We start from the raw sequence: 25,555 nt of genomic DNA on the forward strand, positions 1-25,555 counted from the left end.
TGGGGCCCCGCCGCGGCGGGGCCCCATCCTCATCCAGGCGCAGGCCGGTTCCCGGCGAACAGACCTGAGGTGTGACGGCAGGTCAGCCGTTGGCGCGGGTGGTCAGCGCGTGGATCTCGGCAGCCGCGGTCTTTCACCGGGCGGGATCCTGACGAGCGAGCGCGGGATGCCTGGCGCGACGAGTACGAGGCCCGGTACTGGGCTGGTGGCGCCGGACAGCAAGCGGCGAGGGGCCCGCCACCATACGGTGGCAGCCCTCTGCCGTGGTGTGGTGGCGGTGGGCCGGGTCAACAGCCTGCTCCCAGGAGCTTGTTGACCGACCCTCTCGCGCCTCTGGGTCCCCGCCGCGGACGGGGATAGCGGCACCAGGCCGCCCCTGCCCGCAGCCCGCATCAGCCATGGAGGAGAAGGAGTTCACGGTAGGCGAGAGTAGGGCTTCGCGGGGCCTGGCAGGCGATCCCGGCAAGCCGCCGCGGGGCAGCGCGGTGGGCAGTGCCAGCGGTGGACGGGGCCGGGTGCCTGGAGCCGGAGGCCACTGCGGGCGCCGCGGTAACTTCCGGGCAGGTCGCCCGTGTGCCGGTGGTAGGCGGTCTCGGCTGCTTATTGCCCGGTCCGTTGCTTCCCGGGAGCCGGGGGCGGTGTGCGGGTGCGCTGGGTGGGCCTTGGCTGTCGGGTCAGGTGGCGAGGAGGGTGGCGGGGCCGGTGCGGCTGGTGAGGCCGCCGGGGCTGTCGCAGGCGGTGAGGTCGGCGTTGGCGAAGACGACGGTGATGACCAGGCTGTCGCCGTTGAAGGTGCCGGAGGTGACGGTGCCGGTGAGGGTGAGGAGCTGGGTGCCGGCGGCTCCGGGGCCCAAGGCGGTGCTGTAGGTGTAGGCGCTGTGGGTGCCGTCGTTCCAGGCGACGGTGGAGGAGCCTGAGGACGGCTGCTCCAGGACGGCGCAGGTCAGGTTCGGTGCGGTGCCGCCGCCGCTGATGGTGCCGGCGGTGATGGCGGGGTGGGAGAGCGAGAGGCAGGTCAGGTGGATCGTGCCGGAGACGGTCACGCTCTGGGGGGTGTTGGTCAGGCCGGGGGTGTAGGTGGTGGTGTCGGTGCCGGTGCAGGTGGCGTCCAGGGGCGCGGCGTGGGCGGGGCCGGTGAGCAGGGCGCAGGCCAGGGCCGCGGTGCCGAGGGCGGCTGCGGCGCGGCGGCGCGGTGCGGTGCGGTGCACGGGGATTCTCCGATTCTCTGGGCCGGTGGGGTGTGCTGGACCGGGTGCCTGGGCGGGGGTGCGGTGTCGGCCCTGCTGTTCAGCGGGCGCGCCGCCAACGTTCGCGGGACGGCGACCCCGGCACAAGGGGCGGCGGTGTGCGCGGGACGGGAGGGGTGCATCGGGTGGACGAGGCGGTGCGAACGGGCGCGCAGGGGCGCGCCGCACCGGCACCGCTACGATTGAGCACTCCCCCTCCCAGCGGTCGTCGCCGCGTTTGCGCAGTCCAAAGGACCAATGCGGCGATCAGGCGAATCCGACGTCCCTTCTCTGCCTCTGTTCAGGCTGCGGCAGGTGGCGGCACCTGACGGGAGGGACGGAGTTGCGCAGGGAGGTGGTTGACGCCTGGGGCCGGCCGACGGCCAGGCTGCCGAGCACCTGGTCCGGGCCGGTCGCTCTCATCTTCGTCGGCTGGCGGCAGCGGGATCGCCGCCGTATCCGCCCCGTGGTGCCCGGCCGGGCCCGGGCGGGAGCACGTTCAGGCCCGCGCTGCTGGCGGCAGCGGCCTTGTGCAGGTAGGGAAGCGGGCAGGCCGCGCGAGGCGGCCAAGGCTGCGCAGGTGCTGTTCCTTCCCGCCGCCGGTGGGCGGGAATACCGGGGCGGCGCGTGTTCAGACCCAGTAGGCGGCGACGGCCCGCATGGCGGTGTCGAGGTCGGATCCGGCGGTCCGGGCGCCGCGCGGGCACTTGGGGTTGCCCTTCTTGTCGACGAGGTTCATCCAGGCCACGTTGACGTCGCGAGTCTGGTTCGCGCACTGGAGGACGACTCGGGTGCAGAGGGTGGAGACGTTCGGTCCGGCGCACAATTCGGCAGCGAACAGCGTCTTATCGTGGATCTGGATGATGTGCTGGTCCGCCTGGTAGGTCCACACCAGGCCGCGGTGGCCGGCGTCCTGCGGCCGGGCGTCGGCGGAGGCGGGCGCGGCGGCGCCCAGGGCGGTGGCCGCGGTCAGGATACCGGCGGCGAGGACGGGCAGAGCGTTGCGGAACATATGGGTACTCCTTTGCCAAGGGGTGCCGTCCAGGACGAACGACAGCGGGGAGCAGAGCCGACGCCCGTTCCGGGCGGGCCTCGGGAACCCGACCGGAACTGCACACCGACTCCACTGGGTAACTTTAAGCAAACTCTCAGCTACTTCGAGTGCAGTGCATCTAGCACCGATCGTGCATCGATTTTCATCTTGCGCTTCGAGAGGCATCAGTAGCGCGAGCAGGTTCGCCAGAAACGATCGCCGTGGGCCATGGGCAACCATGCCTTCGAGCAATGACTCGACACAGGAATCGATGCCCTTCACTCCCACGCCGGACACGAAAGCCGCACCTGACCAATGGCATCAGAATTTAAAGAACAAGCCAAATAGTGATCTCATCGGCCCCATTCGCCTCTCGGCTCACTCCTGCGCACAGGCGGGCTTGTGCAGCGACCTTGCGGACAGGACGATGCAAGGACCCAAAACGTCGAAACGGCCGTCCGCCACGGAATTTCCCGGCACCGGTCCTGCTCGTCCACTGGAAGAAGAGGAGTTCGGCGTGCACACACGCATCCGCTCGAACAAGGCTCGTAGGCAGCTGTCCTCCGGGCTGGTTTGCCTTGCCCTCACACTGTCGGCCTGGACCGTGGGCACGGCGACGGCCCAAGCCGACCCGACACTCATCGACTGCGCAGGCAGCGTGTCGTCGACGTTCACCCCCGGCCTCCACCTGCTGCCGAGCACCGTCACCCTGGCGTCCGGCGGCCCTCTCGGCACGTGCGTCGGAGGAGACGCCGATCATGTGAGTGGCTCCTACTCGGCCCTCGGTACCGGCAGCCTCTCGTGCAGCGTCAACCTGCCGTTCCCCGCATCCGGCGTCGTGACGTGGCGCAACTCGTCCGGTCATGTCACCGACGTCTCGAACTTCACCGCCCTGGCCCTCCCGCTGCGCCCACTGGGAGAGAACGTCGTGGCCGTGACGGGAACCATCACCACCGGTGACCTCACCGGCCGCGGGGTCGTGCTTGAGTTCGTCCTACCGACGACCGCGCTGACCGCGTGCCTGACCCCGGCCGGCCTCACCGACATCTCCGGCCCGGCCAACATCACCGTTCTGCCCGTGTAGAGGCCTGGACTTGCTCCGCACTGACGGACGCCCCCGGTGTGGCGGTCAGGCCGCCAAACGCTCTTGTAGTCGGCAGGACTGCGGTAGCGGCCGGGCCGGCCTCCAGCGGGGCGGTTCAGGCCCCGTCGTGCTACGCGGCCTGGTCGTGCCGGGAGCGCGCGACCGGGCTCTGTGGACGCGCGGGTCAGGGCTTTTTGACCAGGCCCACGACACCGCCGTTGTCGCCGGAGGTGAAGGCACCGACGGTCCACACGTCGTGCGTGCCCTGGTTGACGAAGACGTGTGCGGACTCGTGGGGCAGGTGGTACTGCTGCTCCAGGGCGAGGGTCGTGAGGTCGACCTGGTAGAGGGTGTCGTCGAAGGTTCCGACGAAGGCGCGGTGGCTGGCCTGGTCGATGTCCACGGCGCTGACGTTCGGGCCCAGGGCGACCGAGCGGATGCCGGCGTCGGCCGCGTGGACGGCGAGCAGGCGGCCGTCTGTCGGGACGAGGACGTCGCCGCTCGCCGCATCCCAGCGGATCGACCACACGTCACCGACGTCGCCGGGCAGCGGCAGGGCGGGCTGCTCGGCGCCGGTGGTGGTGTCGAAGACGCGCAGGCGCGCGGGTTCGGCGGAGTCGTCCGCGACGAAGACCCGGCCGGCCTGCGGGTCGACCGCCATGGCGCCGCTGCCCGGTGCGCTCACCCGCGCCAACTGCCGTGCGGTGCCGTCGTATCCGAGGAACACCAGGAAGTCGTCGCCCCCGGCCACCAGGACGTGGTGGGTCGGGTCCACGGCCAGTGCGGTGGCGCCCCCGGGCGCCGTCACACCCAAAACCGCCTTGTTCTGCTTGGCCTGGTCGGTGGACCAGAGGTGGGTGCCGGACGTGTCCTCGTCGCCGAGGGTCCAGACCCGTCCGCTGCCGCCGTCCAGGCGGACGGCCCGGCGTTCGGTGCCGGTGGTTTCGACCTGGGGCTGGTCGTAGTCCGGTGCCTGGTAACCGGGGGTGTCCAGGGGCTCGTTGTCGGGGGTTTGGAACAGACCGTCACGCCGGTTGAGGGGGTCGTACATGTCGATCGAGCCCCGGTGGCCGCCGGAGAGTCCCTCGGGGTAGAACTCGGCCACTGCCGGGGCCTCGAACCTGCCGGGGTCCTGGGAGCGGAAAGTCACCTCGTTCTCCAGCACCCACTGCGGGGTACCGTCGGCGACCTTGTCGACCGCGGTTGCGGTTGCGGTTGCGGTTGCGGTCAGGGCCACCATCAGCGCACACGCCGAGGCAAGCAGGCGACGGGTTGTCGAGCGGTTGGTCATGCCATCTCCGTTCCGTCCGACCGCAGTTGCCCTGCAGTCGGGGCGGCCGTGCTGTCGGCGTTGATCGTTTTCGCGTAAGGGAATCGGCCTCGCTGGTCGGCCTCGCGGGGCGTGAGCCCTCACGAAGAACGTCCACGGAGAGGCCCCAGCAGCCTTGACCGTCGCACCGGGAGCGGACGGGCGGCGCGGCTGTGCGCCGGGACGGGAAATACGGACGCGGGTCTGAGACCGACCGGCCGTGCCCGCAGAGCAGAATATATCGGCATGGGAACGGAAAGTGATTGAGGCGGGCGGGAAGATTCAACCGCGATCCTCACCGGAAGTCCGCCGAACTACCGCATGCGATGAATCAGGCGGGGGGAACCTTGATTTTCAACAAGCCACTATCGAGCCGGGTGAATCCGCTCCGCAATCGGTTCACCCACGCTGTTTCCGATAGTTGCGCGGAGGCCGGGCCGTACCGCGTGGTACCTGCATCCCTGGGCCGATCACACAGTCCCCGTTGCGCAAGAGCGTCTCCTGTCGGCCGCCTTGGCCCTTCGGCCGGTCCGGCGGTTGCGCCGTTACCTGGCCGGCCGTTACGGCATGCCCACCGTCCGCATTTGGACGAACCTGTTGCGTGCGCGCACTGATGACCATGGCGCGGGTGCGGCCAGCCTCTTCCTGAAGCGGCGATGCCGGTGCACGCAGTCCACCCGATTCAACGGAGAACGAGGTGCAGTCGATGAAGACCATCATGTCCACGATGCGAAAGGCTCCGATCGGTGCGGCACTCGCCGCTGCCCTGGCCATGGGAGCGGTCGCCGCCGCGGGCGCGCCGGCCGCTGCGGCGACCGCTCAGGAGCGGCCCCGGGCCCTGGCGGCCACCTGTGACTCGATCGGCCAGGCCTACCGCAGCAGCGCGGATCAAGCCACGGCCCTGATGAACGCCGGCACCACGGCCGCCGACTTCACCGCTGCTGCCCAGGCATACATCCAGGCGGCCGACCAGGCCACGGCGGCACTCAACGGGGCAACCGGCTGCACGAACGCCCTGTCCCAGCAGATGACCCCGGGGATCATCTCGGCCGCCAACGCCTTCGGCAAGTGGGTGATGAGGCTGGGGGCGCCCCCCCTACCTCGACGCAGGCGGCCGGGCCGCGGACGAAGCAACCGCAAGCATGCTCGTCGCAGTGGGGGCGGCCTCCCCGACAGCCCTGGTGCAGATCAAGCTCAATCTGACGCTCCAGGTCATCCAGTTGGTGAACGCCCGGTGGACCCGCACCATCACCGCCGTCGGCCTCTGATCCACACACCCCGCCGCGGGCCGCAGGGACAGATCCGACGTGCAGTCACCCGGATCGCGTTTGTGACGGCGGTGGTCAGCCAGTCGCAGCCGGGCAGCCGCTGACAAAGCAGGCGGGTGATCCGGCCCGGCGAGGCCGGTGGTCCGCGCCGGGCCGGATCACCCCGGGAAGGCGTCTGCCACCGGGGCGCCGTGCTGCTTGATGCCCGTCCCGCACCCTGCGGACGGGCTGCCGGTCGCCGCATGGGCACGGCTTTGCGAACACGCCTGTGGGCAGGGGCTGCTGGCGTTGCCCGGGCCTGTCGGAGAGGTTGGGCGGGCGGGGGGTCACACGATGGTGGGGATGCCCGTTCCCGTGGCGGAGGTGAGGCCCTCGGGCGAGGAGCAGGCGGTCAGGGAGGTGCCGGGGATGGTGATGGCCTGGGTGGCGGTGTGGCCTTGGAACTTGCCTGCGGTGATGGTGCCTTGGAAGGTGTTGACGAGCGTCCCGTTCACGTTGTTGACGATGCGTTGGAACGCGAAGAGGCTGGTGGCGCCGTCCTGCCAGGTGAAGGTGCGCGTCCCGGTGCCCTGGGCCAAGAGGTCGGTGCGGGAGAGGGTGACGGTGGCGTGCTCGGTGTAGGTGCCGGTACCGGCACCCGGGTCGGTGCTCACGCAGATGCCCAGGTTCCCCTGGACGTCGACCTGGGAGGGGGCGGGCTGGTTGTGCACCCCCGGGGTGTAGGTGGTCGTGATCGACCCCAGGGTGCACACCGCGGCGTCCGCGGTCGCGGAGCCGGGTACCGCGCCGAGCAGGAGGGGGCGGGGGCCAGGGCGACAGCAACCAAGGCGAGGCCGCCCGTGCGGCGGCGGCCGGAAGCGCGGAATGACATCACGGCAGTTCTCCTTCGACTCTGCGGGGTGCGTACGGGTCGGTGGGACGGTGCGGGGCCCCGGCCTCCGGGCGCCCTTGTCAACATGCGTCCGATCGGCGTGCCGGTCCATGCGCCTCGCGCTGATTCGTTCGGCCCAGGCTGTCCCCCCATCTGGACGCACCGGGAGGCGAAATACCGTGATTATCCTATTTTGTTCCTTGGCCCGGCCTCACCGGGTCCGGGCGCCCGCTCGCGCCCGCCACCGCTCTCGATGGAGTGGACATGACGCAGCTTCCCCCGCCGATCACCCCCTACCTCGAACCCGCCGCGAAAGAGTTGGCGGAGGCCACCGACCCGCACCCGCGGATCTACGAGGTGCCGCCGCCCGAAGGCCGGGACATCCTGCTCGGCCTGCAGAGCGGCGAGGGCGTCGAGCGCCCGGCCGTGGACGAGGAGTGGGTGACCGTCGACGCGGGCGAGTGGGGCCAGGTCCGCACCCGCATCATCAAGCCCAAGGGCGCCACCGGCCCGCTGCCCGTGGTCTTCTACATCCACGGCGCGGGCTGGGTGTTCGGCGACGACAAGACCCACGACCGGCTCTTCCGCGAACTGGCGGTCGGCGCGGGCGCCGCCGGGGTCTTCCCGGTCTACGACCGGGCGCCGGAGGCGAAGTACCCGACCCAGGTCGAGCAGAACTACGCGGTCGGCCTCTGGCTCAAGGAGCACGGCGCCGAGCACGGCCTGGACGCCTCCCGCGTCGCCGTCACCGGCGAATCGGTCGGCGGCTGCATGTCCGCGGTCTTCGCCAACATGAACAAGGAGCGCGGCGGCCTGGACCTCAAGGCCCAGGTGCTGCTGTACCCGGTCGCCAACGCCGACTTCGAGACCCCGTCCTACCGGCAGTTCGCGGAGGGCTACTACCTCACCCGCGACGGCATGATCTGGTTCTGGGACCAGTACTCCGACCCGGACCAGCGCAAGGAGCCGCACGCCTCCCCGCTGCAGACCCCGCTGGAGGACCTGCGCGGCCTGCCGACCACCCTGGTCATCACCGACGAGGCCGACGTGCTGCGCGACGAGGGCGAGCAGTACGCCAACAAGCTCCGCGAAGCCGGGGTCGACGTCACCGCCGTCCGGGTCGCGGGCATGGTCCACGACTTCCTGCTGCTGGACAGCCTGCGCGACACCCGCGCCGCCAACGTCGCCCGCCACCTGGCGGTCGACGCCCTGAAGAAGGCCCTGCACGGCTGACCCGCCATCACTCCGCCCGCTGTCCGACCGCCCCGGCGACGGACAGCGGGCGCACGCCGATCACCCGCAGCTCCACCGACCACCTCAACCGATACCTGAACTCGCCCCGGCGTGGCTACTACCCTCCTGAGCCTTACCCCACCACCACGCAGCGGCGACAACCGGGCAGCCAAATAATCCGGGCCCGACCACGAGTTCCCGAACCACACCTGACAGGGAGTGACGTCCGGGCCTGCGCGTGGGCACGGCCGGACGGCGGTGGACGTGGGTGGAAAGGGGGTCCGAGGGGGGTTCGGGGGCATCGCCCCCGCACTGGTCCGCAATTCAGGTATTCCGGGCACCATCCCGAGTGGCGCGAGCGAGCCCAAAATCGCTCCGGGCACGAATAAGAATTCATCTCATTTGGGCTTGTAGGCTATTCACGTGACGATCGTGGAGCGCCTGGTGCCGGATGAGTTGTGGGAGTTGTTTCAGCGGGTGGTGCCGCCGGTGCCGACCCGTCCGCAGGGCGGTGGCCGTCGGCGCCACGGGGACCGGGAGGGTGCTGACTGTGCTCGCAGGAACAGAAATAGACCTGGCTGGTTGGCCGGCAGCAGCATCCGGCTCGCCGCTCGGTCGGCTACTCGCAGCTTCGCCCGCTGAATCGCTAGGAGACGTCCTCAACGTCAGGGCCTTCGGCCGGATGCTGCTGCGTTGCCTCCCGCGGTGCGAGAGCGTGGACGTCCAGAACCTCCTGCCTGGCGGGATTCCCCTGACCTTCGGTGAGTTCACGAGCGGAATCAGCCACCTGCAGCGCCGATACGACCGCTCGTCCGGCCGGGTGGCCTGGATCCGCACACAGGCCCTGATTGGTGCGGCAGCGGCCGGCACCACCGACTGGACCGCGCGGGCAGCCGCCGCGGTCGCCATGCTCCCCGTACTGCACCGCTACCTGACGAACCTGACCCGTATCTGGTGCCTCGGCCGCGGTCGACCACAAGAGGTCGCTGAGCTCCGTACGCTGCAGGACTGGGCCGACTCGTTGACGCTTCCTACCGACAACGCGTTCCTGTCCACACTGCCGGTCGGTGACACTATTCCTGGCGGCGGGGTCGACCACCTGCAACATCCCGTCGACGGGATTGCCAACAACCTCACGCAACGGCTTCCCCATGCTCAGAACTATCGGGCGCTCGCAAGCCACGTAGGAGGCTATCTACGATGCCTGCCCTCGCGTGTACGGGACGAGGAACGCTGGCACCTCATCGGCCAGGAGCCGCCGGGGTGTCCTCGACGAGCTGGCAGTGATCCTCACCGACCTGTCCGCCGTTCTCGCGGAGCTCGCCTGGGGAACGCTCGGGCCCAAGCCGCTCATGACTGAGGCGCGATCAGGGCCCTCCGCGCAGGCTCTCGTCCGCACAGCAGACCTCGCCCGCAGGACTGCCAACGCACGGGCCAGCGCTGTCCCAGCGAAGATCCAGACAGAGGCCAAGGACCTGGGGCTCGTCGTCCACCTTTACACCCGGCCTGCCTTCGACGCCGATACCGCAGAATGGCCGGCCGTCGAGCTGGCGGTGGGTGCGGAACTCAGCGACCTCACCCAGTGGCTGGCAGTGGCGGAGCAGCTGAGCACGCTGCTCCACGACGATCCCGGGTCTGAGGGCTACCGCAGGCCCGTCCTCCTCGTTCCTCTGATCGATGGCAAACCGGTCAGGCTCCTGGCACGTCAGCTCCAGAGCACGCTCTGGCCGGGTACCGGTCTCTTCGACACCTGGGAGACGACACTTCCCGAAGCACACCCGACCCCGCTCACCGATGCGTTGATCGAAGGCCACCAGGCGCTGCAGTGTCTCTCGGGGCTGGCATACCTGGCGACCCTGCGGGATGCCGACCCCCGGCATCAGGACGTCGCCGACCATGCGAGGGGGCAGTTCCAGCAGGCGCACCGCGCCATCATGGCGCTACGGCCCGGGGATCTGGTCGTCGGTGAGATCGCGGACTTTCTCGCCGCCCTCGCGCGTCGGGTGGGAAGCGAGAACGCCGAGGGCGCCAACTGCCGAGAGACGGGAGCGCCGAACCTGGCGGCTTCCATCGCCCAAGGCGGCACACGCCAGCCGACAGACGACTTCCTGCAGCTGGACGGCCTGATCACCTTGGCCCTCCAATGGGACCTCGACCCCGGCCATGCTGCGCAGCGCCTCGCAGGAGCCAGCAGCTGAATCCCGTCGCCGGCCGGGCATTCCTACCGACGGCTCCTCCGCCCGCGCTTCGGAATAACTTGCAGCGCATATTCGCTGAAGCGCATACTGTCGGCGTGGCATGGGAAGTCTCACTGGAGGGCGAGGTCGAGGAATGGCTCCTGGACCTCGCACAGCACCACCCGCAGACCGCCGACGAAGTCGTGGCCGCCATCGACAAGCTGGAGCAGGACGGCCCGACCCTCGGCCGACCGCTGGTAGACCGCATCCACAGCTCCAAGCACCACAACATGAAGGAACTGCGCCCGCGGACCACCGGGCCCGGTGAGATCAGGATCCTGTTCGCCTTCGACCCCGAGCGCCAGGCCATCGTCCTGGTCGCCGGGGACAAGGCCGGAGCATGGCGGCAGTGGTACGAGATCAATGTCCCCATCGCCGATGAACGGTTCAGCAGGCATCTGAAAGCCATCGAGGAGGGCAAGCCATGAAGTCCTGGAAAGACGTACGACCGAACGTCGTCACCGACCCGCAGCGCGTGACCGCACACCGGGAGAAGCTCGACGCCGAGGTACGGGCCTACCGCCTCGCCGAGATCCGCCGCGAGCAGGACCTCACCCAAGCAGAGGTCGCCGAGATCATCGGCATCACCCAGCCCAACGTCTCCAGGCTCGAAAGCGGGGCGCTCGACACCGCAGCACTCTCAACGATCCGCGCCTACGTCGAAGCCCTCGGCGGCCAGCTCCGCATCGTCGCCGACTTCGGCGACCGCACCCTGACCATCAGCTGACACGCTCGACACACCCACGCCTCCTCCACCCGCACGTCGGCGGCAGTCCTCGCCCGAGGAGCGCTGGTAGCCAGGCTGCGGCCCGGCTACCCGAGCGGAATCCCACCATGCCCTGAGGGCGACTCCCTCGGGGCGGCCGTCAAGCGACAGAGCGATCTTCAGGAACACCAGACGATGAGCAAAGGGCAACGAGCGGACGTCGCAGCAGGCTCCATCGCGTCCGATCCAGAGGCCCGGATCACGATGATCCCGGCGGGAGACCCCACGTTCGCCATCGGCGTGGGGCTGTGGCGTGAGAGCAAACCGCGCGAGACGTTCCGTTCCTTCGCCCAGGACCAGCTGTCCCGGCACGAGAGCGACGCCCCTGCGAGGACCGGCCGCGGACGGAAGGACGACGACGAAGTCCTTCCCGTGGTCGTCCAAGTCGTTCCCCGCCCGGACAACACCTACAACCCGGATGCCATCAGCATCGCGGCTCCGCCCGGCTACGGCGGCACCGACCACGAGCGGCACATGGCGTACATGTACGACAGGCACCTCGTCTCCCTCGGAGGAGCCCTGCGCAGCCTGGCGGCCCTGTCCCCGTTCCCCGTCGCCTGCCACGCCTTCATCAAGCTGTACGAAGTCGAACACGGCGAATTCGACCCGGAGTCCGGCCCGGTCCAGGAGGACGGCGGCGCTCCCGTCATCACCGATGCACGGCAAGTCGCGTACTGGGCTGGCGGGCTGCGCCTGCTGATGCCGCGCTGGGACAGGCTCCAGGCGTTGACGGTCGGCTACGCCCGAGGAGTCCGCCCCGACCTGATCCTCCCGTTCATCGGCCACTGGACGCCCTGGCTGCCCGGCAGCCGTACGGCGCTGGCGAGCCTGACACAGGAGAAGTCGTTCGACGTCACGCTGCACGCCGAAGGCGACGCCCTCACGGCCTCCTACGGGGATCTACCGCTGTCCGACCTGAACTCCACCTCCCAGGACTACTTCGATCGCACGGTGCTGCAGGTGCGGAAAATGGGTGGGCAGGCCACGGCCCGCGCCGAGGAGCACCAAGGGTCGCTGAAGGTGTTCGTAGAGGACAGCCGCCCGCTGGCCGAACGCAGCACAGGTCGTTGACGGCCGAGGCGCCGCGAACACCTAGGTCAACGGGAACGACGGCTCACCGACCGGAGAGCCACGAGAACCGTGCCGGCGAGCGACCGGCCTGGCTCCGAGTGGCCTGATCCTCAGGCTGCCCCAGACCGGTACGGGTCAGGAACCGGAGCAGTCCTGCGCCAGTGTCGGGGCGGGGGCCGGCAAGCTGCCCCGGCAAGTGGACGGCCGTGCAGCGCACTAACCGGCGGCCGAACCGGGACAGCAGACGTTGAGAGCTTTCCGAGCGCGTTCGAGGTCGGTGTCAGGCGGAGAAGGCCCGTAGGGCGAGTACGGATCCGTCCGGGTGGATGGAGACCGGGCCGCCCCACTCCTCGTCGTCCCAGGAAGCGGTCGGCCAGGTGGTACGGCGGGCGTGGGCTTCCGCTGCTGGGCGGCCTCCAGCTCGGCCCGGACCTGCTCCTGGTGCCGGCGGAGCTCTGCCCGCTGCTGCTGGAGCGCTTCCTGCTGCTGGTGCTCGGCCAGGATCCGCTGTTGCCACGCGGCCGCGCGGCGCTGCTCGGCTTCGGTGCGGTACTGGGCAGTCAGTTCGGCTCGGGGTGGGAGGCTGGGGCAAAGCCCTGCGGAGTGAGAATGAGGGTGCGCAGGTCGTTCCGGTCGGTCCGGTCGGGCTTCTGGGTGCCGATGATCAGCGGTCGGCGGCCGTCGCGTTCACTCTCGTAGCGGATGCGGTGGACGTAGCCGCAGGCGGCGAGGCGGTGGCCTCGGTGCGGTGCGCGGATCGGCACAGGGTCGTGCACGGCGGGGACGGCTCCGCCGCCACCCGGTTCCTACGCTGAGCAGCGATCATCCGCTCCCGTTCGGGCACCGCGCGGGCCCGACGGCCCGGCCCGCACCCCGGCCCCCATCCAGGAGGACCAGTTGTCCGCCCACCGCTCCGTCTCCAGCCCGCAGCCCAGCCCGGCCGCCGCCAGCACCGAGATGCGCTGCGACGCCCGGATAGTCCTGGGCGAGGACCAGTCCCTCGACATCCCGGTCCGGTTCGGCTACCGCGCCGACGACCCGTTCGCCGTGGCACTCGAGTTCCTCGGCCCCGCCGCCGAGGCGGGCACTTGGCTGTTCGCCCGCGACCTCCTGTGGGAAGGGCTCCAGAAGCCCGTCGGCCTCGGCGACGTCCGCATCTGGCCGCCCTGCCCCTGCCACGGCCGCCCGCACCTGCGCATCATGCTCCAGGGCGGCGACGGGTCCATCCTGCTGGACCTCCCGGTCCGGAAGGTGCGCCGCTGGCTGCGCCAGGAGTGCTTCGCGCTCGTCGCCCCGGGCTCGGAGGGCGACGCGATCGACTGGAACGCCGAACTGCGCGGCCTGACGACCTGATGCCGACACCGCGGCGCCCCCGCCATCGCCGAGGTGATGACGGGGCGCCGCGCTGCCGGGGCCCGAGCCGCTCACTCGCGGTAGAGCAGTACGGTGACACCGGCCAGGACCGCGCTGGCCACCAGGGCCCAGGCGAGCTGCCCGTGCAGCACCAGGACCGCGCCCGGTACGGCACCGGCCAGCATCGCGGCGACGGCGAGGATCCGTCGGCGCTGGCGGGGCGCGGTGCCGCCAGCCGGACGGGAGTCGGCCGCCAGGCCGGTCAGGGTGAGGGTGAGCACGGTGGTGGTGAGGTCCGGCACGCCGAGGCCCCGCACGGTGCCGTTGCGAATGCCCATCGCCACCGCGACCAGCGCGATCACGCCGTACTGCGCGGGCCCGTCCGCCCCCCGGGCGGCGACCACGGCGGCGGCCGCGCCGTACAGCACGACCTCCAGGACGACCGCCGTGCGCAGCCACCGGCCCCGCCGGGCAGGGGTGTGCCGGGCCGCGAGTCGGCCGGCCAGGACCGCACCGAGGAGGAAGGCGGCCAGCGAGGTCAGCGAGCCCGGGACGGAGAAGCCGGGCGCCCCGGCCAGCGCGAAGGCGATGACGACGACGTTGCCGGTCATGTTGGCGGTGAAGACGTGGCCGAGGCCGAGATAGCTCACCGCGTCGATCAGGCCGCTGACCGCGGTGAGGCCGAACAGGGCCAGCGCCAGCGGATGGCGGTCACGGACCTGTGCGCCGGGCAGCTGCGGCCGGGCGGCAGGGTGGGGATCGCCTGCGGAGGTGGTCACGACGTCTCCTCGTGGATTCGGGACCGCCGGCGGTCGGGAATCACCGGCGGTCGGGGAACGACGTGGAGGGGAGCTGCCTCGGTCCGGAGGCTCCCCTCCACGTGTTGTCGGGATGTCAGAAGAAGCAGGGGTCCAGGGGCGTCGAGGGCCCACCGGGCACGGCGAGGCCGCGGGCGGTGCGCCAGGCGCGCTGCTCCTCGGAGGCCGCCACGGCGCCCAGCACGCCTTCGGCCTGACGGACGCCGCCCAGACTGGGCGGCGGGGTGGCGTGGTAGCCGCCGAAGCGGGTGACCGGGCTCCATGTCGGCGTCACCGCGGGCAGGTCGGGGGCCAGCCCCTGGTGCTCCTGGGCGGCGTGCACGATCCGGCCGCCCACCACGGTGAGCACCGACTCGATGTGCGGGATGTCGGCCTCGGGCACGCTGAAGAAGTCCGCGCTGAGCACGGCGACGTCCGCGTAACTGCCCACGATCAGACGACCCTTGACGTCCTCCTCGCCGGTGAGCCGGGCGCCGCCCAGGGTGTAGAGCTCCAGGGCCTCCGCGCGGCCGAGCCGGTTGTGGTCGGCCGCCAGGCGCCGACCGCTGACCGCGCGGCCGGAGACCAGCCAGTGCAGCGCGACCCAGGGGTTGTAGGAGGAGACCCGGGTGGCGTCGGTGCCCGCCGCGACGGTGAGGCCGCGGTTCAGCATCGCGCGCAGCGGCGGCGCCTCGGCGGCGGCCGGGGCGCCGTAGCGCGAGACGAACGCCTCGCCCTGGAAGGACAGGCGGTTCTGCACGGAGACCGCGCCGCCCAGTGCGGCGATCCGGTCGAGGCTGTCCGGGCTCACCGTCTCCGCGTGGTCGAAGAGCCAGCGGTTGCCGTGCGGGAAGAGGCCCTCGGCGGCGAGCTTCTCGAAGACGGCGAGGTCGCGGCGGATCGTCTCGTCGTAGGTGGCGTGCAGGCGGAAGCCCCAGCCGTTCTCCACCAGCAGGCGGACGGCCTTCTCGAACTCGCTCTCGTACGAGCCGAGTTGCGGCCGGGGCTGGGCGAAGTTCTCGAAGTCGGCGGCGGCCCAGGTGAGGTTCTCCCCCGCGCCGTTGAGGCGCAGCCAGGCGTCGCCGTCGCCGGGGCGCACGGTGCTGACCCAGCGGTTGAGGTCGTCCAGTTCCTGCCCCGCGGTCTGCGGGAAGAGGTGGTAGGCGATCCGCAGCGTCAACTCGCCCCGGCGGGCGAGGTCCATGACGGTGCCGTAGTTCTCGGGGAAGCTCTGGAAGCCGCCGGCGGCGTCGATGGCGGAGGTGAGGCCGAAGCGGTTCAGCTCGCGCAGGAAGTGCCGGGTGGACGCGGCCTTGTCGGCCTCGTCCAGCACCGGCGCCTTGGCCAGGGTGGAGTAGAGCAGCAGGGCGCCCGGGGCGGCGATCAGCAGGCCGGTCGGTTCGCCGTCGTGACCGCGCACGATCTGGCCGCCGAGCGGGTCCTGGGTGTCCCGGGCGAATCCGGCGACGCGCAGCGCGGCCCGGTTGAGCAGCGCCGACTGGTAGAGGTGCAGCACGAACACGGGGGTGTCGGGCGCCGCGGCGTTGAGCTCCTCCAGGGTGGGCAGTCGGCGCTCGGCGAACTGGTCGGCGGACCAGCCGCCGACCACCCGCACCCACTGGCCGGGCGGGGTGCGTTCCGCCTGGACCTTGAGCATGGCCAGCGCCTGGCGCAGCGTCGGGATGCCGTCCCAGCGCAGCTCCATGACGTAGTTGAGGCCGCCGCGGATGACGTGCAGGTGCGCGTCGTTGAGCCCGGGGACGGCCCGGCGGCCGAGCGCGTCGACCACCCGGGTACCGGGGCCGACCAGCGGGACCACGTCCGCGTCGTCGCCGACCGCCTGGATCAGTCCGTTCCGGACGGCCAGTGCGGTGGCCTGCGGGCGGCCCGGGTCGTTGGTGTGCACCCTGGCGTTGCGGATGATCAGGTCGGCGGGCTGGTCCGGGGTGCCGGGGCGGAGGCCGGCGACGGGCATGGTGGGCAAGTCGGTTCCCTCGGTTCGGTGGTGTGCGGGGGGGGGTCGGCGCGGTCAGCGGGAGGTGGGCGCGGTCAGTGCAGGCTGTGCGCGGCGGACGGCGGTGCGGCGGGCAGCGCCCGGCCGCCGCCGTCGGGGCGGGGACCGGCCGTGGTCGCGAGGGTCAGCGCCGCGAGCTCCGCGCCGGCCCGGTCGATCCGCACCGGCAGGGTGTCGGTGAGCGCGTCGCCCGTCCCGCCCCAGTCCTCGGAGGCCGCGAAGACGGCGGTCGGGGCAACCAGGGCGCGCTGGTAGGCGAAGAGCGGGCGCATCGCGTGGTCCAGCGCCAGGGAGTGGCGCGCGGTGCCTCCCGTCGCGCCGATCAGCACCGGCTTGCCGGCCAGGGCACCGGGGTCGAGCAGGTCGAAGAACGATTTGAACAGGCCGCTGTAGGAGGCCGAGAAGACCGGCGACACGGCGATCAGCGCGTCGGCCGTGCTCACCTCGGCCAGCGCGTCGGCCAGCGCGCGGGCCGGGAAGCCGGAGACCAGGTGGTGCGAGATGGGGGTCGCCAGTGGACGCAACTCGTGCAGGAGCAGCCGTACTTCGCGGTCGGCGTCGGCCAGGTGGGCGGTGGTGGACCCGGTGAGGCGGTCCGCCAGCAGGCGGGTGGAGGAGGGCTGGCTCAGCCCGCCTGAGATCACGGCCAGGGTGATCGGTTCCATGGTGGGCTCCGCGGTGTTCAGAAGGTGGCGGGGGTGCGGTCACGCAGGGCGGCATGGGTGGGCGCGGCGGGCACGGTCGCGGGTCGGCGGGCGGCGAACTCCTTGCGGAGCACGGGCACCACCTGCTCGCCGAGGATGTCGAGCTGCTCCAGCACGGTCTTGAGCGGCAGGCCGGCGTGGTCCATCAGGAACAGTTGGCGCTGGTAGTCGCCGACCGCCTCGCGGAAACCCAGCGTGCGCTCGATGACCTGCTGCGGGCTGCCCACGGTCAGCGGCGTCTGCTCGGTGAAGTCCTCGAGCGACGGGCCGTGGCCGTAGACCGGCGCGTTGTCGAAGTACGGGCGGAACTCCCTTACCGCGTCCTGGGAGTTGGCGCGCATGAAGACCTGCCCGCCGAGCCCGACGATCGCCTGCTCCGGCGTCCCGTGCCCGTGGTGCGCGAACCGGGTGCGGTAGAGCTCGACCATCCGCCGGGTGTGCTCCTGCGGCCAGAAGATGTTGTTGTGGAAGAAGCCGTCGCCGTAGTAGGCGGCCTGCTCGGCGATCTCCGGGGAACGGATCGAACCGTGCCAGACGAACGGCGGCACGCCGTCCAGCGGGCGCGGGGTGGCGGTGAACGCCTGCAACGGGGAGCGGAATCGGCCCTCCCAGTCCACCACGTCCTCGCGCCACAACCGGTGCAGCAGCGCGTAGTTCTCCCGTGCGAGCGGGATGCCCTGGCGGATGTCCTGGCCGAACCACGGGTAGACCGGGCCGGTGTTCCCCCGTCCGAGCATCAGGTCGACCCGGCCGTCCGCGACGTGCTGCAGCATCGCGTAGTCCTCGGCGATCTTCACCGGGTCGTTGGTGGTGATCAGGGTGGTCGCGGTGGAGAGGACGATCCGCTCGGTCTTCGCGGCGATCCATCCGAGCATGGTGGTGGGCGAGGACGGCACGAACGGGGGGTTGTGGTGCTCGCCCATCGCGAAGACGTCGAGTCCCACCTCCTCGGCCTTGAGCGCGATGGCCAGCATCGCCTTGATCCGCTCGCGCTCGGACGGTGCCCGTCCCGTGGTGGGGTCCGCCGTCACGTCTCCGACGCTGAATATCCCGAACTGCAAGGGGTGCCGCCTTTCCGCTGGTCGACCGGGCCCGCCTCGGACCGTCCCGGCGAAACCTAGGCAGGCCGCGACCGACGGAATCGCTCCGCAGCGCATCGCCCGTTGCCCCTCAGCGCACCGCGGCCGGCGGGAGACGCGGCGGCGTCCGCCGGTGCAGTGTCGGAACGGTCCCGGGCACCCGGTGAGCGGACCCTCCGGCCGCCGCGCACCGGGCTGGGAACGCCCCGGTTCGCCACCTGTTCCGACAACGAACTGCCCACCGCCGGTGCGTGCACGGGATCGGAGTCGAGCGACCGTCGGATCCGGCCCGGCACTGTCGGACGACACCGGGTGCGCTCAGGGGCAATCGGCCGCCCGAGGACGGACCTAGCGTGTGACCCACAGCAGCCACACCCCGTCCGGAAGGAACAAATCCCGTGCCGTTCATCACCGTTGGCCAGGAGAACACCGCTCCGATCGACCTCTACTACGAGGACCACGGCTCCGGCCAGCCGGTCGTCCTGATCCACGGGTTCCCGCTGGACGGGCGCTCCTGGGAGAAGCAGAGCGCCGCTCTGCTGGACGCCGGCTACCGGGTGATCACCTACGACCGCCGCGGCTTCGGCCAGTCGTCGCAGCCGACCACCGGCTACGACTACGACACCTTCGCCGCGGACCTCAACACCGTCCTGGAGAACCTGGACGTGCGGGACGCCGTGCTGGTCGGCTTCTCGATGGGCACCGGCGAGGTCGCCCGCTACGTGTCCGCCTACGGCTCGGAGCGGGTCGCCAAGGTCGCCTTCCTGGCATCTCTGGAGCCCTGCCTGCTCAAGACCGACGACAACCCCGAGGGCGCCGCCCCGCAGGAGTTCTTCGACGGGATCGTCGATGCCGTGAAGGCCGACCGCTACGCCTACTACACCGCCTTCTACCAGGACTTCTACAACCTGGACGAGAACCTCGGCACCCGGATCAGCGAGGAGGCCGTCCGCAACAGCTGGAACACCGCGGCGAGCGGCGGCTCCTACGCGGCCGCGGCCGCGCCGTCGACCTGGTACACCGACTTCCGCGCCGACATCCCGCGCATCGACGTGCCCGCGCTGATCCTGCACGGGACCGGTGACCGCATCCTGCCCGTCGACAACTCCGGCCGCCCGTTCCACCGCGCGCTCCCGTCCGCCGAGTACGTGGAGATCGAGGGCGCCCCGCACGGCCTGCTGTGGACCCACGCCGAGGAGGTCAACGCGGCCCTCCTCGCCTTCCTGGCGAAGTGAACCCCGCCCGGCGGTGCGCGCCCCGGCCGGTTCCGGCGCGCAACGCCGGGGATTCCCCCTCGGGCAGCGCCCCGTACGTTCCCCGGCAGAACCCGTTCGGCCGCGACCCTGGGGTCGTTCGCAGAGGCTGTCACCTCCTCCACGAACGTACCGAACGGGTTGACGACACGACTCAGCGGTTTCCCGACGCAGTCGCCACCCCGTTCACCCGCGAGGTGGCGGCACGCGTCGTCCTGGCGGACGAGACGCCGGTGTCCGTGCCCGTCTCGCCGCGCTACGCCAGGTCGGACCCGTACGCGGTGTGCCCCTACACCGGGACGGCGCCCGGCGCGGTCGACCGGGTCTTCGCGCGCAGCCTCCTCGCCGCGGGGCCGCTCCGGCCGGGGCGCGGCACGTCGGCGACCGGTCTCACCGGGCGGGGAGCGAGTCCAGCAGACGCTGTGCGATCGTCAGGTCGTTGCCGTCCACCGCATCCCCGAAGGCGAGGAGGCGGTGGAAGCAGGAACGGGCCTCCTCGGCCTCCCCCAGTTCGATCAGGGCCCTGCCCAGCTCGATCAGCGTCTCGGCCTCCATCCCGGGGACCCCGATCCGTTGCAGTGCGAGCAGTGCGCTGCGCAGGTGGTCCGCCGCCTCCCGCCATTGCCCGAGGACGGCGTGGTCGCGGCCGAGTCCGCCGGTCGTCCGGGCACGGTGGATGTCGGCGACGTATCCGGTCACCCGGCAGTCGGGGGCGTCCAGGAACGCCATGATGCGCTCGTGCAGGGCCATCGACTCCTCGGCCCGGCCGAGTTCGCGCAGGCACGACCGGTAACCCATCGTGGCCTCGACCCAGCCGTCGTGGTCGCCGGCGGCCTCGTAGAGGTCGGCGGCGGCGCGGAGCCGGTCGATGCGCTCCTGCGTCTCGCCGAGCCGACCGTGCGGCCAGGACGCGTGGTATAGCGCTCGGGCCTGCTGGGCGACGTCCTGGGCGCGGCGGGCGCACTCCAGCGCCGCGTCGGCCTGCTCGACGGCTTCCCGGTAGCGGTGCTCGAAGGAGAGCGCCCAGGAGTACTGGTTGAGGTGGAACGCCTGCAGGCGGGGGTCGTCGAGCGCGGCGGCGGCCAGGCTGGACAGGCGGTAGACCTCCGCCCAGTGCCCCCAGAAGGCGGACAGGTCGGCGAACCGCCTCAGGGCCTCCACCGTCCGCACGACCCGGGTGTGCTCGCCGCGGGCGGCGGCTGCGCGCAGGGCGGCGAACCAGGCGGGGGCCTCGGCTTCGAGCCAGCCGCGGGCCTGCTCGGGGCCGTCCAGCGGGTCCGGGGACCGGTCCCGGGCCTGCGGCGGCGCGCCGGTGCCGGGTTCGAACCAGCGGCCGGCGTCCGTGACGGTGTCGAGCAGCCAGGTGTGCAGTCGGCCCTCTGCGGCGGTGCGCTCCTCGGGCGGGTCCTCGTCGGCCGTCCGGTTGCGGGCGAAGAGCCGTATCAGGTCGTGCAGTTGGTAGCGGCCGGTGAAGGCGGCCTGGAGCAGTCCGGCTTCGACGAGTTCCTCCAGGACGTCCTCGGCGTCGAAGAGGCCGGTGGCGGTGAGGACGGCGCCGTAGGCGGCGGTGAAGTCGGGCGCCGGGACGAGGCTGAGCAGGCGCAGCACGCGGGCGGCCTGCGGGGTGAGCTGACGGTAGGAGAGTTCGAAGGCGGCTTCGACCCGGAGGTCGCCGGCGGTGAGCGCTCCCAGGCGGCGTTCCTCGTCCGCGAGGCGGCGGGCGAGGTGGTCGACGCTCCAACCGGTGCGGACGGTCAGCCAGTTGGCGGCGACGCGCAGGGCGAGGGGGAGGTACCCGCAGAGTTCGGCGACGCGGGCGACGGCTTCGGGCTCGGTGTCGGCGCGCTCGGGACCGAGGATCCGGCGCAGCAGGTGGACCGCGTCGTCGCGGGTCATCTCGGTGAGCGCGAGCCGGTCGACGTCTTCCAGGCCGGTCAGTGGACGGCGGCTGGTGACCAGAACAAGGCCGGCGCCGCCCGTGGGCAGCAGCGGACGGACCTGTCCCTCGTCGCGGGCGTTGTCCAGGACCACCAGGCAGCGGCGCTCGCTGAGCAGGGCGCGCAGCAGTCCGGCCTGGCCCTGCGGGTCCTCCTGGGCCAGGCGGCGCTCCGACACGCCCAGCGCCTTCAGCAGCTTCAGCACCGCCTCGCCGGCGTCGACGGGGCCGTCCACTCCGTGGAGGTCGACCATGAAGCGGCCGTCGGGGAACTCCCCGGCCACGTCCGCCGCCGCCTTGACCGCCAGTGTGGTCTTCCCGCACCCCGGGGGGCCCGAGACGACCACCACCGACGTTCCGGCTCCGAGGCGCGCCTTCCCGGCGGCCTCGCGCAGCCTGGCCAGTTCCGTCCCGCGTCCGGTGAAGTCCCCGACCGAGCGCGGCGGCACGGCCGTTCCGGTCACCGCGGTCGCACGGGTGGGACGGGTGGCCCGCACGGTGGCCAGCAGCGACTCCCCCTCCGCGGCCGTCAGCCCCAGTCCTTCGGCCAGCGCCGCCACCGTGCGCCGCTGCGGAACGCGGCTGCGGCCGCGTTCCATGTCGCCGATCGCCCGGACGCTCACCCCGGACGCCTCGGCCAACTCCTCGATCGTCAGACGGCGCCGCTGCCGCAGACCGCGCAGCACGGCGCCGAACGGCTCTCCCTCGGACACAAGTACTCCCTGCTCTCACCGACGGGGCGCGCGACGCGGTCCCCGCGCGGGCGAAGGGCGTGTCCCGCCGCCCGTCCGCCCTCTGCTCGACGTTCTCCCGTGCCGCACTGGGCGGAGCTACAGCGTAGACGGTGAGTGTGGGCGACATTCACCCAGCTCACGGGCCGGACCGCGGGCCACCGACGGGCGCACCCGGCCCGACGTCCCGTCAGTCGCCGCCCGGAGGAGGGACGACGCACCCGCACCGTGCCGTCGGCTCAGCCGCGGTACCGGTGCAGAGCGACGTGCACGGTGTCGAGGACCTGGACGAGGGCCGCGCGGGCGGCGTCGGTGCCGCGCAGCGGATCGAGCACCATGAAGTCGTGGACCGTCCCGTGGTAGCGCACCGAGACCACCGCCACGCCGGCCGCCCGGAGCTTCGCCGCGTACGCCTCGCCCTCGTCGCGCAGCACGTCGGCCTCACTGGTGACCACCAGCGCCGGGGGGAGCCCGGCGAGTTGCTCCGGGGAGGCCCGCAGCGGGGATGCGATGGCCTCGTCGCGCCGCCGCACGTCAGGCAGGTACTGGTCCCAGAACCAGCGCATGGCCTCCCGGTCGAGGAAGTAGCCCTGGGCGAACTCCCGGTACGAGGGGGTGTCGAAGTCAGCGTCCGTGACCGGGCAGAGCAGCACCTGGTGCACGAACCGCGCCCCGCCGCGCTCCTTGGCGAGCAGGGTCAGCGCCGCCACCAGGGCGCCGCCCGCCGAATCGCCCACGGCGGCCACCCGGCTCCCGTCCAGGCCGATCTCGCCGCCGCGTTCGCAGATCCACTTCGCGACCGCGTAACACTGCTCGACGGCGACCGGGTACTGCGCTTCGGGTGCCCGCTCGTACTCGACGAAGACCACGGCCGCGTCCGTGCCGAGGGCGAACTCGCGCACCACCCGCTCGTGGGTGGCGGCGTCGCCCAGGGCCCAGCCGAGCCCGTGCAGGAACAGCACCACCGGGATCTCGCCGGGGCTGTCGACCGGCTTGACCACCTGGATCCTGACGTGGCCGGTCGGTCCCCCCGGCACCGCGTACCACTCCGTGGAGGTGGCGTTCCGGTCGAGCGGGTCGCCCTCCCCGTCCTGCAGGCGGGCCAGAGCGAGCCGGGCCCGTTCCGGGTCCGGGCCGGGCACCAGCGGGAGACAGGAGTGCCGGGCCACGAACGCTCGGCTGGCGCCGTCCAGCACCGGGTGCCGAACGGACGGGGGAACGAAGTCGGACACACGGTCTCCTGCCGAGAGGGCTGAGCGGGGGTGGCGTGGAAGGAAGGGCGCCGGTGCGCCTGGCGTCGGAACGCGCACTCCGTCCCGGGACGGGACGGGGCAGGCATCCGTGGGCGCGGGCGGTGCCCCGTGCGGCTCCGAGCGGACCCTACCCGTTGCGGGGCGGGAGGTCGGCCTCCCACCCGCCCGGCGCCGGAGAAAGGGCGGAGTCGTGCGCCGGGGGCCGCCCGGCGCACTCCTGCGCGGTGCGCAGGTCGCGCCACTCGCGGGGGGAGAGGCCGAAGGCGGCCCGGAACGCCCGACTGAAGTGGGCCGGGCTGACGAAGCCCCAGCGCTGGGCGACGGCGGACACCGTCGGAGCCGATCTGCCGCGGCGGGCCAGCTCGCGGCCGCACTCCTCCAGGCGGCGCTGCTGGACGAACCGGCCCACGGTGATGCCCTCGCCCTCGAACAGCCGGTGCAGGTACCGGACGGAGATCAGGTGCGCCCGGGCGATGCTCTCCGGCGACAGTTCGGGGTCGCCCAGGTTCCGGTTGATGTGGTCGCGGACGCGCAGCAGCAGGTGGCTGCGGGCCGTGTCCCCGTTCGTGCCGTCCGGACGGGTCCGTTCGGTGACCAGGGTGGCGAACAGGTCGACGACGTTGCCGGCCAGCCGGTCCGTGACGGCGGGCGAGCAGCCGTCCGCAGCGGAGGCCAGGGCCGCAAGGAACGGCCCCAGCACCGCGCCGAAGCCTGCCCCGGTGCCGATGGCACTGCCCGTCACCTGGCGGAGGTCGTCGTCCGGCACGCCCAGCATGCGGCGGGGCAGTTGGAAGACGCGGGTGGCGAACCGCCGGGGGTAGTCGAAGGAGTACGGCCGGGACGTGTCGTACACCACGAGGTCGCCCTCGTCGACCTCGGCCCGTCGACCGTCCTGGATGAAGGTGGCCGTGCCGGACAGTTGCACACCGACCCCCATCAGGGCCTCGCCGGAGCGGGCGATCAGCGCCGGGGTGCGACTGACCCGGTTCGCGTCGGCCTCCATGGTGGAGACCTGCAGGTAGCCGAAGCGGTCGGTGGCGATCCGGCCGTCGAACGGCCCGTCCTCCCGGGGGGAGACGGTCATCGGCACCAGGGTCCGGCTCACCGCGTCGTTCCAGTACGCGACCTTGTCCCGGTCCGGCACCGAGGCGGTCGTCAACACCAGGCTCAAGTTGCTCTCCGCTCATGGGAAGTGACTCCGGGGCTGCACGCGGACGGGCACCGGACGGGCCGCCGCTCACCCGGGACGGCGACGGCCGGCCACGGGCGGGGACCGCGCGGTCTGCCCAACCGGCAGTGGTCCCGTGGGGCGTCGGCGGGCTGCTCCGGCTCCGGCGCGGCCCGGGCTCCCGCCCGCACGGAACAGCCAAACAGTCGCCCGCCCCGGACTCCAGGCAGGAAAGCAGGCAGAACTCGCAGCGGCGGATCCGCCGGTCCGACGCCGTGCAGCGGCGGAACAGCACCGGGCGCGATGAGGAAAGAACCCAACGGGCCTGCGGACTAAGTTCGTTGGCGTGGCGCCGGCCCGCCGGTACCGCCCCGGCGATGCGCGGGGCGATCCGGCCTCCGCGAGCGAACGCCCCCGGCCCCACTCCCCCCGCACGCCCCACAGGTGCGTCCGCCCCGTCCGAGAGGAACCCCGATGATCGACTTCACCCAGGTGAAGGCCGCCCCCAGCCCCGACCTGCTCACCCCGGAGAACGCCGTCGTGCTCTTCGTCGACCACCAGCCGCAGATGTTCTTCGGCACCGGCAGCGGCGACCGCACCTCCATCGTCAACAGCACCGTCGGCCTGGCGAAGACCGCCCGGGCGTTCGACGTCCCGGTGGTGCTCAGCACCGTCGCCGCCGAGTCCTTCTCCGGTCCGATCCTGCCGCAGCTGGCCGACGTCTTCCCCGAGCAGGAAGTGATCGACCGCAGCACCATGAACGCCTGGGAGGACCCGGCCTTCGTCGCGGCCGTCAGGGCCACCGGCCGCGGGAAGATCGTCCTGGCCGGTCTGTGGACCGAGGTCTGCCTGGTGCTGCCGGCCCTCTCGGCGCTCGGGCAGGGCTACGAGGTCTACGTCGTCGCCGACGCCTCCGGCGGCGTCAGCCCCGCCGCCCACGAACACGCCCTCCAGCGCATGGTGGCCGCGGGCGCCGTCCCGGTGACCTGGGTGCAGGTCCTGCTGGAACTCCAGCGCGACTGGGCCCGCCAGGAGACCTACGGCGCGGTCATGGACATCGTCAAGGAACACGGCGGCGCCTACGGCCTCGGCGTCGTCTACGCCCAGGCCGTCATCGGCGCGCACGCGGCGGGCTGACGATGTCCGAGAACGCGTACCGCACCGCAGCA

The 25,555-nt window shown here is 71.8% G+C and carries 23 protein-coding genes; 11 read left to right on the forward strand and 12 right to left on the reverse strand.

Annotated elements, in window-relative coordinates; genetic code table 11:
• Positions 1-674: 674 nt before the first annotated feature.
• On the reverse strand, positions 675-1,208 hold the full coding sequence (locus tag ACWEO5_RS22575; RefSeq protein ID WP_452164090.1) for a hypothetical protein: 534 nt from the start codon (positions 1,206-1,208) through the stop codon (positions 675-677).
• 649 nt (positions 1,209-1,857) lie between these two features.
• The gene (locus ACWEO5_RS22580) at positions 1,858-2,238 is read right to left on the reverse strand and encodes a hypothetical protein (protein WP_452164091.1); all 381 of its coding nucleotides are present in this window, start codon (positions 2,236-2,238) and stop codon (positions 1,858-1,860) included.
• Positions 2,239-2,776: 538 nt separating this feature from the next.
• Between ACWEO5_RS22580 and ACWEO5_RS22585 the strand changes: the two genes are divergently transcribed.
• Positions 2,777-3,343, forward strand: coding sequence for a hypothetical protein (locus tag ACWEO5_RS22585; protein WP_452164092.1), 567 nt, complete (start codon positions 2,777-2,779; stop codon positions 3,341-3,343).
• Between the two features lie 184 nt (positions 3,344-3,527).
• Here the strand turns inward: ACWEO5_RS22585 and ACWEO5_RS22590 are convergent, their stop codons facing one another.
• Positions 3,528-4,508, reverse strand: coding sequence for a hypothetical protein (locus tag ACWEO5_RS22590; RefSeq protein ID WP_452164093.1), 981 nt, complete (start codon positions 4,506-4,508; stop codon positions 3,528-3,530).
• 1,286 nt (positions 4,509-5,794) lie between these two features.
• Between ACWEO5_RS22590 and ACWEO5_RS22595 the strand changes: the two genes are divergently transcribed.
• Positions 5,795-5,920 carry a hypothetical protein gene (locus ACWEO5_RS22595; RefSeq protein ID WP_452164094.1) on the forward strand — a complete coding sequence of 42 codons (126 nt, stop codon included), beginning with the start codon at positions 5,795-5,797 and terminating at the stop codon, positions 5,918-5,920.
• A gap of 326 nt (positions 5,921-6,246) precedes the next feature.
• Here the strand turns inward: ACWEO5_RS22595 and ACWEO5_RS22600 are convergent, their stop codons facing one another.
• Positions 6,247-6,672 carry a hypothetical protein gene (locus tag ACWEO5_RS22600; protein ID WP_452164095.1) on the reverse strand — a complete coding sequence of 142 codons (426 nt, stop codon included), beginning with the start codon at positions 6,670-6,672 and terminating at the stop codon, positions 6,247-6,249.
• Between the two features lie 383 nt (positions 6,673-7,055).
• Between ACWEO5_RS22600 and ACWEO5_RS22605 the strand changes: the two genes are divergently transcribed.
• From ACWEO5_RS22605 to ACWEO5_RS22630, 6 genes are all read left to right on the forward strand, one after another.
• Complete coding sequence (locus tag ACWEO5_RS22605) at positions 7,056-8,024, forward strand: alpha/beta hydrolase (protein WP_452164096.1); 969 nt, start codon at positions 7,056-7,058, stop codon at positions 8,022-8,024.
• A 715-nt stretch (positions 8,025-8,739) separates the two neighbouring features.
• Complete coding sequence (locus tag ACWEO5_RS22610; RefSeq protein ID WP_452164097.1) at positions 8,740-9,384, forward strand: hypothetical protein; 645 nt, start codon at positions 8,740-8,742, stop codon at positions 9,382-9,384.
• Positions 9,308-10,222 carry a hypothetical protein gene (locus ACWEO5_RS22615; protein WP_452164098.1) on the forward strand — a complete coding sequence of 305 codons (915 nt, stop codon included), beginning with the start codon at positions 9,308-9,310 and terminating at the stop codon, positions 10,220-10,222. Before ACWEO5_RS22610 ends, ACWEO5_RS22615 begins: the two co-directional genes overlap by 77 nt.
• A 95-nt stretch (positions 10,223-10,317) precedes the next feature.
• Positions 10,318-10,689: a type II toxin-antitoxin system RelE/ParE family toxin gene (locus tag ACWEO5_RS22620; protein ID WP_452164099.1), complete on the forward strand. Its 372-nt coding sequence runs from the start codon at positions 10,318-10,320 to the stop codon at positions 10,687-10,689.
• Positions 10,686-10,988 carry an XRE family transcriptional regulator gene (locus ACWEO5_RS22625; RefSeq protein ID WP_452164100.1) on the forward strand — a complete coding sequence of 101 codons (303 nt, stop codon included), beginning with the start codon at positions 10,686-10,688 and terminating at the stop codon, positions 10,986-10,988. Before ACWEO5_RS22620 ends, ACWEO5_RS22625 begins: the two co-directional genes overlap by 4 nt.
• A 174-nt stretch (positions 10,989-11,162) precedes the next feature.
• Entirely contained in the window at positions 11,163-12,098 is a 936-nt protein-coding gene (locus ACWEO5_RS22630; protein ID WP_452164101.1) for a hypothetical protein, read from the forward strand.
• A gap of 560 nt (positions 12,099-12,658) precedes the next feature.
• On the opposite strand, the gene ACWEO5_RS22635 is transcribed toward ACWEO5_RS22630, so the two are convergent.
• Positions 12,659-12,874, reverse strand: a complete 216-nt coding sequence (locus ACWEO5_RS22635) for a hypothetical protein (protein ID WP_452164102.1) — start codon at positions 12,872-12,874, stop codon at positions 12,659-12,661.
• A gap of 121 nt (positions 12,875-12,995) precedes the next feature.
• On the opposite strand from ACWEO5_RS22635, the gene ACWEO5_RS22640 reads away from it, so the two are divergent.
• A complete protein-coding gene (locus ACWEO5_RS22640; RefSeq protein ID WP_452164103.1) occupies positions 12,996-13,451 on the forward strand; it encodes an SsgA family sporulation/cell division regulator in 456 nt (151 codons plus the stop codon).
• A gap of 71 nt (positions 13,452-13,522) precedes the next feature.
• On the opposite strand, the gene ACWEO5_RS22645 is transcribed toward ACWEO5_RS22640, so the two are convergent.
• From ACWEO5_RS22645 to ACWEO5_RS22660, 4 genes are all read right to left on the reverse strand, one after another.
• On the reverse strand, positions 13,523-14,230 hold the full coding sequence (locus ACWEO5_RS22645) for a YoaK family protein (protein ID WP_452164104.1): 708 nt from the start codon (positions 14,228-14,230) through the stop codon (positions 13,523-13,525).
• A gap of 115 nt (positions 14,231-14,345) precedes the next feature.
• Positions 14,346-16,223 (reverse strand): amidohydrolase, encoded by a 1,878-nt coding sequence (locus ACWEO5_RS22650; protein ID WP_452164125.1) that lies wholly within the window; start codon positions 16,221-16,223, stop codon positions 14,346-14,348.
• Positions 16,224-16,297: 74 nt separating this feature from the next.
• Positions 16,298-16,927 carry a CE1759 family FMN reductase gene (locus ACWEO5_RS22655; RefSeq protein ID WP_452164105.1) on the reverse strand — a complete coding sequence of 210 codons (630 nt, stop codon included), beginning with the start codon at positions 16,925-16,927 and terminating at the stop codon, positions 16,298-16,300.
• 17 nt (positions 16,928-16,944) lie between these two features.
• Positions 16,945-18,027, reverse strand: coding sequence for an LLM class flavin-dependent oxidoreductase (locus ACWEO5_RS22660; RefSeq protein ID WP_452164106.1), 1,083 nt, complete (start codon positions 18,025-18,027; stop codon positions 16,945-16,947).
• Positions 18,028-18,443: 416 nt separating this feature from the next.
• On the opposite strand from ACWEO5_RS22660, the gene ACWEO5_RS22665 reads away from it, so the two are divergent.
• The gene (locus ACWEO5_RS22665) at positions 18,444-19,280 is read left to right on the forward strand and encodes an alpha/beta fold hydrolase (protein WP_452164107.1); all 837 of its coding nucleotides are present in this window, start codon (positions 18,444-18,446) and stop codon (positions 19,278-19,280) included.
• A gap of 408 nt (positions 19,281-19,688) precedes the next feature.
• Here the strand turns inward: ACWEO5_RS22665 and ACWEO5_RS22670 are convergent, their stop codons facing one another.
• From ACWEO5_RS22670 to ACWEO5_RS22680, 3 genes are all read right to left on the reverse strand, one after another.
• Positions 19,689-21,947 (reverse strand): ATP-binding protein, encoded by a 2,259-nt coding sequence (locus ACWEO5_RS22670; RefSeq protein ID WP_452164108.1) that lies wholly within the window; start codon positions 21,945-21,947, stop codon positions 19,689-19,691.
• Positions 21,948-22,204: 257 nt separating this feature from the next.
• Positions 22,205-23,197, reverse strand: a complete 993-nt coding sequence (locus ACWEO5_RS22675; protein ID WP_452164109.1) for an alpha/beta hydrolase — start codon at positions 23,195-23,197, stop codon at positions 22,205-22,207.
• A gap of 148 nt (positions 23,198-23,345) precedes the next feature.
• Entirely contained in the window at positions 23,346-24,389 is a 1,044-nt protein-coding gene (locus tag ACWEO5_RS22680) for an AraC-like ligand-binding domain-containing protein (RefSeq protein WP_452164110.1), read from the reverse strand.
• A gap of 471 nt (positions 24,390-24,860) precedes the next feature.
• Here ACWEO5_RS22680 and ACWEO5_RS22685 point away from each other — a divergent pair, with 471 nt between their 5' ends.
• A complete protein-coding gene (locus ACWEO5_RS22685) occupies positions 24,861-25,523 on the forward strand; it encodes a hydrolase (protein WP_452164111.1) in 663 nt (220 codons plus the stop codon).
• Positions 25,524-25,555 lie beyond the last annotated feature (32 nt).

It is taken from the genome of Kitasatospora sp. NPDC004272 (assembly GCF_053603035.1).